The following is an 8,006-nucleotide window of genomic DNA, read 5'->3' as shown; positions in this document are numbered from 1 at the left end:
TCGACCGGCAAGGTCGCGGTGAACGCCACCCCGGCGAACACCCTGCTGATGCTGGAGGCGGTCCGCGACTTCCGCGACGCCGTGGGCGTCCAGGTCGGCGTGAAGCCGGCCGGCGGCATCCGCACCGCCAAGGACGCGATCAAGTACCTGGTGCTGGTCAACGAGACCGCCGGCGACGACTGGCTGTCCCCCGACTGGTTCCGCTTCGGCGCCTCCAGCCTCCTCAACGACCTGCTGATGCAGCGGCAGAAGCTCCGCACCGGCCGGTACTCCGGTCCCGACTACGTGACGGTGGACTGATTCCCGTGACCGTGAAGCACCAGATGTTCGAGTACGCCCCCGCGCCCGAGTCCCGGGCCGTCGTCGATCTCGCCCCCTCCTACGGGCTGTTCATCGACGGCGAGTTCACCGAGGCCGCCGACGGGCGCGTCTTCAAGTCGGTGTCGCCCTCCAGCGAGGAGGTGCTCGCCGAGGTCGCCCGCGCCGGTGAGGAGGACGTCGACCGCGCGGTGCGCGCCGCGCGCAAGGCGTTCACCTCGTGGTCCGCGCTGCCGGGCGCCGAGCGGGGCAAGTACCTGTTCCGCATCGCACGCATCCTGCAGGAGCGTTCGCGCGAACTGGCCGTCCTGGAGTCGCTGGACAACGGCAAGCCGATCCGCGAGACCCGCGACGTCGACCTGCCGCTGGTGGCCGCGCACTTCTTCTACTACGCGGGCTGGGCGGACAAGCTCGCCCACGCCGGCTTCGGACCCGAGCCGCGCCCGCTGGGCGTGGCCGGCCAGGTCATCCCGTGGAACTTCCCGCTGCTGATGCTGGCGTGGAAGATCGCCCCGGCGCTGGCCGCCGGCAACACGGTGGTGCTCAAGCCCGCCGAGACCACTCCCCTGTCGGCGCTGTTCTTCGCCGACGTGTGCCGCCAGGCGGGTCTGCCGCACGGCGTGGTCAACATCCTCACCGGCTACGGGGACGCGGGCGCGGCCCTGGTGGCGCACGAGGGCGTGGACAAGGTCGCGTTCACCGGCAGCACCGAGGTGGGCAAGGCCATCGCCCGCACGGTCGCCGGGACCGGTAAGCGGGTCACCCTCGAACTCGGCGGCAAGGCGGCGAACATCGTCTTCGACGACGCCCCGATCGACCAGGCCGTCGAGGGCATCGTCAACGGCATCTTCTTCAACCAGGGCCACGTGTGCTGCGCGGGCTCCCGGCTGCTGGTGCAGGAGTCGGTGCAGGAGGAGCTGCTGGACGCCCTCAAGCGGCGGATGAGCACGCTGCGGGTCGGCGACCCGCTGGACAAGAACACCGACATCGGCGCGATCAACTCCGCCGAGCAGCTCGCCCGGATCACCGCCCTCGCGGAGGCCGGCGAGGCCGAGGGCGCCGAGCGCTGGGCGCCGGCCTGCGACCTGCCGGAGTCCGGCTACTGGTTCGCGCCGACGCTGTTCACCGGTGTCACCCAGGCGCACCGGATCGCCCGCGAGGAGATCTTCGGCCCGGTGCTGTCGGTGCTGACCTTCCGCACTCCGGCCGAGGCGGTGGAGAAGGCCAACAACACCCCGTACGGGCTGTCGGCGGGCATCTGGACCGAGAAGGGGTCGCGCATCCTGTCGATGGCGAACAAGCTCCGGGCCGGCGTGGTGTGGGCCAACACGTTCAACAAGTTCGACCCGACCTCGCCGTTCGGCGGCTACAAGGAGTCCGGCTACGGCCGGGAGGGCGGCCGCCACGGCCTGGAGGGGTACCTCAAGTGAAAGCGACGGAGAAGTCCGAGCAGCAGGGCACGCGGCTGAGCGTGTTCAAGACCTACAAGCTGTACGTCGGGGGGAAGTTCCCCCGTTCCGAGAGCGGCCGGGTGTACGAGGTGACGGACTCCAAGAGCGGCGCCTGGCTGGCCAACGCCCCGCTCTCCTCCCGCAAGGACGCCCGCGACGCGGTGGTCGCCGCCCGCAAGGCGGTGGCCGGCTGGTCGGGGGCGACGGCCTACAACCGCGGCCAGGTGCTGTACCGCGTCGCGGAGATGCTGGAGGGCCGCCGGGAGCAGTTCGCCCGTGAGGTGGCCGAGGCCGAGGGGCTGTCCAAGGCCAGGGCCGCGGCCGTGGTGGACGCGGCGGTGGACCGCTGGGTCTGGTACGCGGGCTGGACGGACAAGATCACGCAGGTGGTGGGCGGCGCGAACCCGGTCGCCGGGCCGTTCTTCAACCTCTCGACGCCCGAGCCGGCCGGCGTGGTGGCCGTACTGGCCCCGCAGGACTCGTCGTTCCTGGGCCTGGTCTCGGTCGTGGCGCCGGTGATCGCGACGGGCAACACCGCCGTGGTGGTGGCGTCCGAGCGGGCGCCGCTGCCCGCGCTGTCGCTCGGCGAGGTGCTGGCCACCTCCGACGTGCCGGGCGGCGTGGTCAACGTCCTGTCCGGCCGGACCGCGGAGATCGCGCTGCCGCTCGCCTCCCACCAGGACGTGAACGGCATCGATCTGACCGGTGCGGCGGGCGAGCTGGCCGTGGAGCTGGAGACGGCCGCGGCGGAGAACCTCAAGCGGGTCCGCCGCCCGTCTTCCGAGGACTGGACGGCCGACCCCGGCATCGGGCGCCTGACCGCCTGGCTGGAGACCAAGACGGTCTGGCACCCGATCGGGGTGTAGGGACGCGCCGGCCCCGCTGCCGGGCCGTCAGCCCGGCAGCAGCCCCGCGGCGGTGCCGACGAGGGGCAGGGTCGCGAGCGAGCCGCCATGGGTGACCGGATCCGTGGCGGCCGCCGTCGACAGCGGCTTGAAGTCCGCGATCTGCGAGCCGACCGCGTTGTCCAGCGGGTCCGCGCTGGTGTTGGACAGCGGGTCGATGGTGAGGTGCTTGACCGGCCCGATCCCGGCGCCGAGCGCACCGGTGACGGACTGTGTGGGCACCATCGAGGTCAGCCCGGTGACCGGCAGCGCGTCGGGCAGCGCCTGCCCGGGCAGCGGGCCGATGGGGTCGGCCGGTCCCGCGGCGGCGGCGGTCCCCGCGGGGACGACCACGGCGGCGGCGCCGGTGAGGGTCAGGACCAGGGCGGTACGGAGTGAGGCCATACCCGTCCAACGCGGTCTGCCCGCCCGGGGTCACGCCGGTCCCGCCACACGGCCCCGACCGGGCCCGCCCGGCCGGGCTCGGTTGCGCAACGACCGCGGACCGGCCGGTGACCAGCGGGTGAACCCATGGGAGAATCGGATCCCGTGAGTGAACCCCTTGCGCGTGTGATCCTGGTGGCCGGCCCTTCCGGGTCGGGGAAGAGCTCTCTCGCCGCCCGCACCGGGCTTCCCGTGCTGGTCCTCGACGACTTCTACAAGGACGGCGACGACCCGGCGCTGCCCCTGCTGCCCGGCGGCTCGGCCGTCGACTGGGACGCCCCGGGCTCCTGGAACGCCGACGCCGCCGTGGCGGCCATCGCCGCGCTGTGCGCGGAGGGCGTCGCGGAGACCCCGGTGTACGACCTCTCGGCCAGCGCGGCCACCGGCCGCGCCCGGCTGGACCTCCAGGGCGCCCCGGTGTTCGTCGCCGAGGGCATCTTCGCCGCCGAGATCGTCGGCCGCTGCCGTGAACTGGGCCTGGTGGCGGACGCGTTGTGCCTGCGCGGCCGGCCGGCCACCACCGCCCGCCGCCGGTTCGTCCGCGATCTGCGGGAGGGCCGCAAGTCGGTGCTGTTCCTGATGCGCCGCGGCTGGCACCTGATGCGCGCGGAACGCGCCATCGTGGCCCGGCACATCCAGCTCGGCTGCCACCCGTGCGGGCACACCGAGGCGGGACAGCGGATCTCCGGGGCGGTTGCCGGAGCCCGGGTGCCGGTCGAGGCCTGAGGCCGCGGTACCGGCCGGGGCCTCAGGCCTCGACCGGGACCCGGGCGGCCCCCTTCGAACGCGCCAGGACGGCGGGACCGGACGGCATCGTGCGCGCCGTCCGGTCCCGTCGTTTCCCCCGTGGTCCCCCGTGGTCCCCGTTTCCCCCTCTTCCCCCCGCCCCCCTGTTTCCCCCGTCCCCCGGTCCCCCCGGTCCGGTGACCGCGGCCCCCCACGAGCCGCGGTGCCGCGCCCGTCAGGCGACGAGCTCGCCGAAGGCGTCCTCCTCGTCCCGGCCGAAGCTCAGCGCCTCGTCCTCGCGCATGCGGCGCAGCGAGCGCCAGATGCTGCTCTTCACGGTGCCGACGCTGATGCCCAGGATGTCGGCGATCTCCGGGTCGGTACGGCCCTCGTAGTAGCGGAGCACCAGCATGGTGCGCTGCTGTTCGGGCAGCCGGGCCAGCGCCTGCCACAGCACGGCCCGCAGTTCGGTGCCGCCCATCTCGTCGGTGTCGCCGACGGTCTCCGGCAGCTCCTCCGTCGGGTACTCGCTGAGCTTGCGCCGGCGCCAGGCGCTGATGTGCAGGTTGGTCATCGTGCGGCGCAGGTAGCCGCCGACCGCCGCCTTGTCGCTGATCCGGTCCCACGCGCGGTAGGTGGAGAACAGCGCGCTCTGCAGCAGGTCCTCGGCGGCGTACCGGTCACCGGTCAGGTGGTAGGCCGTCGCGTACAGGGACGCCCGGCGCTCCTGCACGTACGCGGTGAAGGCCGCCTCGGCCTCGGCCCGCTCGCCGGCGGTGCGCTGCGCCGTCTCCCCCGCGACCGGCGCGGGCATCCGCTCGTCGACGCTGCCCTCGACCGGGGTGATCCAGGCCGGCCGCCGCACCACACCCGCCGGGTGGGGCGTGCGTCCGGCGCCGCGACCGTACCCCCGTCCGCTCGCGGCGCCGGACTTCTCGGTGGTCCTGGCCGAAGGGTGCTCGTGCGCGGATCGGACTGCGGCGGTGGTGGTGCTGTGCAGTGCGTTCATGTCGCGCCCCCGTCGATGGAACCGTCAGCGTGGTGTTCGGCGTCGCAGCCGGTGTGGCGTGCGGCTCATCCGATGGCCATAAGACTGCCGGGCCAGTTTCATGGGGCTGTCCGCCAAGTGTCACAGCCCCGTCACAGAGGCAGGTGGGCGCCGGTGACCCACGGCTGCGCCGGGCCCCGCGGGGGCGGTGACGCCCAGGCATTCGCAGAGGAAGGAACGGTAGGCAACAATGTCCGGCGTGCCTTTCCTGTTGCTAATCGAGGATGACGACGCCATCCGCACCGGTCTGGAGCTCGGCCTGTCCCGCCAGGGCCACCGTGTGGTCTCCGCCGCGACCGGTGAGGACGGCCTGCGGCTGCTCAAGGAGCAGCGGCCGGACCTGATCGTGCTGGACGTGATGCTGCCGGGTATCGACGGCTTCGAGGTGTGCCGCCGCATCCGCCGCACCGACCAGCTGCCGATCATCCTGCTCACCGCCCGCAGCGACGACATCGACGTGGTGGTCGGCCTGGAGTCCGGTGCCGACGACTACGTGATCAAGCCGGTGCAGCCGCGGGTGCTGGACGCCCGGATCCGCGCGGTCCTGCGGCGTGGCGAGCGGGACAGCACCGACTCGGCCGCCTTCGGCGCGATCGTCATCGACCGCAACGCCATGACCGTCACCAAGGACGGCCAGGACCTGCAGCTCACCCCGACCGAGCTGCGGCTGCTGCTGGAGCTGAGCCGGCGGCCCGGGCAGGCACTGTCTCGCCAGCAGCTGCTGCGCCTGGTGTGGGAGCACGACTACCTCGGGGACTCGCGTCTGGTCGACGCCTGCGTGCAGCGGCTGCGCGCCAAGATCGAGGACGTGCCGTCGTCGCCCACCCTGATCCGGACCGTCCGCGGCGTCGGCTACCGCCTGGACACGCCTCAATGACCGTTCCCCCACCACCGGCGGGGAGAGCTCACGGCCTGCTGCGGCGGGTGTCCGGCATGCTGCGCCTGTCGTCCCTGCGGCTGCGGCTGGTCGCGGTGTTCGCCGTGGTCGCGCTGACCGCGGCCGTCTCGGTGTCCGGCATCGCGTACTGGCTCAACCGTGACGCGGTGCTCACCCGGGCGCAGAACAGCGCGCTCAACGACTTCCGCGACTCGCTGCAGCGCAACGCCGCCTCGCTGCCGGTACAGCCCACCTGCACGTCGCTGAACAACGCGGCGGACCGGATAGGCGGCCCGGACACCTACCAGGTCGTGCTGATCGACACCACGCCGGACGACTCGCCGTGTGCGGCGCCCTCCAACCGGGACGTGTTCACGCTCGACGACGTGCCGGCCTCGCTGCAGCGCGCCGTCAACACCCCGCACACCACGGACGACAACCGCTACCACCTGCACTGGGAGCGGATCGCCCTGCAGGGCCACCCCTACCTGGTGGCCGGGGCCCGGATCAACGACGGCGGCCCGACCGGCTACATGCTCAAGTCGCTCGACGCCGAGCGCAAGGACCTCAACTCCCTCGCCTGGTCGCTGGGCATCGCGACCCTGCTGGCGCTGATCGGCGCCGCACTGCTGGCGCAGGCCGCCGGTTCCACGGTGCTGCGGCCCGTGCGGCGTCTCGGCGAGGCGGCGCAGCGCCTCGGCGAGGGCCACCTGGACACCCGGCTGAAGGTGTCCGGCACCGACGAGCTCGCCGAGATGTCCCGGACGTTCAACAACGCCGCGGAGGCGCTGGAGAAGCGCGTCGAGGAGCTGAGCGCGCGGGAGGCGGCCAGCCGCCGGTTCGTCGCCGACATGTCGCACGAGCTGCGCACCCCGCTGACCGCGATCACCGCGGTGACCGACGTGCTGGAGGACGAGGCGGAGGCGCTGGACCCGATGATCGCCCCCGCGGTCCGGCTGGTGGTCAGCGAGACCCGCCGGCTGAACGACCTGGTGGAGACGCTGATGGAGGTCACCCGCTTCGACGCCGGGACGGCCAAACTGCGGGTCGACGAGGTCGACGTCGCCGACATGATCATGGCGTGCATGGACGCGCGGGCCTGGCTGGACTCGGTCGAACTCGACGCGCCGCGCGGAGTGCTGGCCACCCTCGACCCGCGGCGGCTGGACGTCATCATGGCCAACCTGATCGGCAACGCGCTCAAGCACGGCGAGTCCCCGGTCCGGGTGTCGCTGCGCAAGGAGGGCGACGACGGGAACGGCGACGCGGCCGAGATCGTGATCGCGGTCTCCGACAACGGCCCCGGCATCCCCGAGGACGTCCTGCCGCACGTCTTCGACCGCTTCTACAAGGCCGACGCCTCCCGCGCCCGGTCCGAGGGCAGCGGACTCGGCCTGTCGATCGCGATGGAGAACGCGCACATCCACGGCGGCGACATCACCGCCGCGAACGCGCCCGGCGGCGGCGCGGTGTTCACCCTGCGCATGCCCGTGCGGCCGCGCGGCGCCGACGGCCCCGAGGGCTCGCCGGACGCCGCTCCCGGCATCCCCGGACAGGACACGTCCGGCACCGGCCGCGACGGCGACCGGCACGGCAGCACGGACGGTGGGCGATGAGACGCCGCACCACCCGCGCCCGCGCCGGCCGCCCCGGCGCCGCGCTGACCACCACCGCGTGCGCCCTGCTGCTGCCGATACTCGCGGGCTGCGGGATCCGCACCACCTCCGTGCCGGTAGACGCCGGACCCGCGCCCTCGCGGGTCTCGTGCGCCCCGCCGAAGGCCACCGCGGACCCGGGCCCCGACACCGTGAGCCGCCAGGTCTACCTGGTGTGCAGCATGCAGCTCGCCCCGGTCTCCCGGAACGTGCCGGTGCGCGACATCGGCAACGTGCGGACCAGCCTCGCCGGGCAGGCGACCCAGCTGATCCGCCAGCTCGAGCAGAGCCCCCGCAACGCCGAGTCGCAGGCCGGCTTCTCCACCGCGGTGCCGGCCAGCACCGAGATCGCCCCGCTGCACGCCGGGGACCCCGCGGACGCGCTGCGGCTGAACCAGGAGCTCGACGACCTGCCGTCGTTCGCCCTCGCGCAGATCATCTGCACGCTCACCGCCGACGCGGGAATGGCGCCGGACCACTCGGTGCTCCTCGGCGGCCAGGCCCCGGGGGATCCGCTGCGCCGCTACACCTGCACGTCCGACCTGCGCACCCGGCCCGACGCGGGTGACGACGCGGGCACGGTGGTGCGGACCTCGTGAGTGC

The 8,006-nt window shown here is 73.3% G+C and carries 8 protein-coding genes and 1 pseudogene; 7 read left to right on the top strand and 2 right to left on the bottom strand.

The window, feature by feature from the left end; all coding sequences use genetic code 11:
• The 3 genes and pseudogenes from K7862_RS30535 to K7862_RS30525 form a co-directional block, all read left to right on the top strand.
• Window positions 1-300 (top strand): annotated as a pseudogene (locus K7862_RS30535) (deoxyribose-phosphate aldolase); the annotation flags it as partial.
• 23 nt (window positions 301-323) lie between these two features.
• Window positions 324-1,748 carry an aldehyde dehydrogenase family protein gene (locus K7862_RS30530; protein WP_222968055.1) on the top strand — a complete coding sequence of 475 codons (1,425 nt, stop codon included), beginning with the start codon at window positions 324-326 and terminating at the stop codon, window positions 1,746-1,748.
• A complete protein-coding gene (locus K7862_RS30525; protein ID WP_308012277.1) occupies window positions 1,745-2,635 on the top strand; it encodes an aldehyde dehydrogenase family protein in 891 nt (296 codons plus the stop codon). Before K7862_RS30530 ends, K7862_RS30525 begins: the two co-directional genes overlap by 4 nt.
• 27 nt (window positions 2,636-2,662) lie before the next feature.
• Here K7862_RS30525 and K7862_RS30520 read toward each other — a convergent pair whose 3' ends face one another.
• Window positions 2,663-3,058 (bottom strand): hypothetical protein, encoded by a 396-nt coding sequence (locus K7862_RS30520; protein ID WP_222968043.1) that lies wholly within the window; start codon window positions 3,056-3,058, stop codon window positions 2,663-2,665.
• A gap of 144 nt (window positions 3,059-3,202) precedes the next feature.
• On the opposite strand from K7862_RS30520, the gene K7862_RS30515 reads away from it, so the two are divergent.
• Complete coding sequence (locus K7862_RS30515; RefSeq protein WP_372461701.1) at window positions 3,203-3,823, top strand: ATP-binding protein; 621 nt, start codon at window positions 3,203-3,205, stop codon at window positions 3,821-3,823.
• Window positions 3,824-4,058: 235 nt separating this feature from the next.
• Here K7862_RS30515 and K7862_RS30510 read toward each other — a convergent pair whose 3' ends face one another.
• Window positions 4,059-4,832 (bottom strand): SigE family RNA polymerase sigma factor, encoded by a 774-nt coding sequence (locus K7862_RS30510; protein WP_222968040.1) that lies wholly within the window; start codon window positions 4,830-4,832, stop codon window positions 4,059-4,061.
• Between the two features lie 238 nt (window positions 4,833-5,070).
• Here K7862_RS30510 and K7862_RS30505 point away from each other — a divergent pair, with 238 nt between their 5' ends.
• Genes K7862_RS30505 through K7862_RS30495 form a run of 3 tightly spaced genes read left to right on the top strand, consistent with a single transcriptional unit; the run spans window position 5,071 to window position 8,002 of the window.
• Window positions 5,071-5,748, top strand: coding sequence for a response regulator (locus K7862_RS30505; RefSeq protein ID WP_222968038.1), 678 nt, complete (start codon window positions 5,071-5,073; stop codon window positions 5,746-5,748).
• Window positions 5,749-5,804: 56 nt separating this feature from the next.
• Window positions 5,805-7,364: an ATP-binding protein gene (locus K7862_RS30500; RefSeq protein ID WP_262414066.1), complete on the top strand. Its 1,560-nt coding sequence runs from the start codon at window positions 5,805-5,807 to the stop codon at window positions 7,362-7,364.
• Window positions 7,361-8,002: a hypothetical protein gene (locus tag K7862_RS30495; RefSeq protein ID WP_262414065.1), complete on the top strand. Its 642-nt coding sequence runs from the start codon at window positions 7,361-7,363 to the stop codon at window positions 8,000-8,002. Before K7862_RS30500 ends, K7862_RS30495 begins: the two co-directional genes overlap by 4 nt.
• The last annotated feature ends 4 nt before the right edge of the window (window positions 8,003-8,006 follow it).

The organism is Actinacidiphila acidipaludis (assembly GCF_019890725.1).
Taxonomy (GTDB): Bacteria; Actinomycetota; Actinomycetes; order Streptomycetales; family Streptomycetaceae; genus Actinacidiphila; species Actinacidiphila acidipaludis.
The sequence above is the reverse complement of the archived record's forward strand: the minus strand, read 5'-3'. Positions and strand labels throughout refer to the sequence as shown.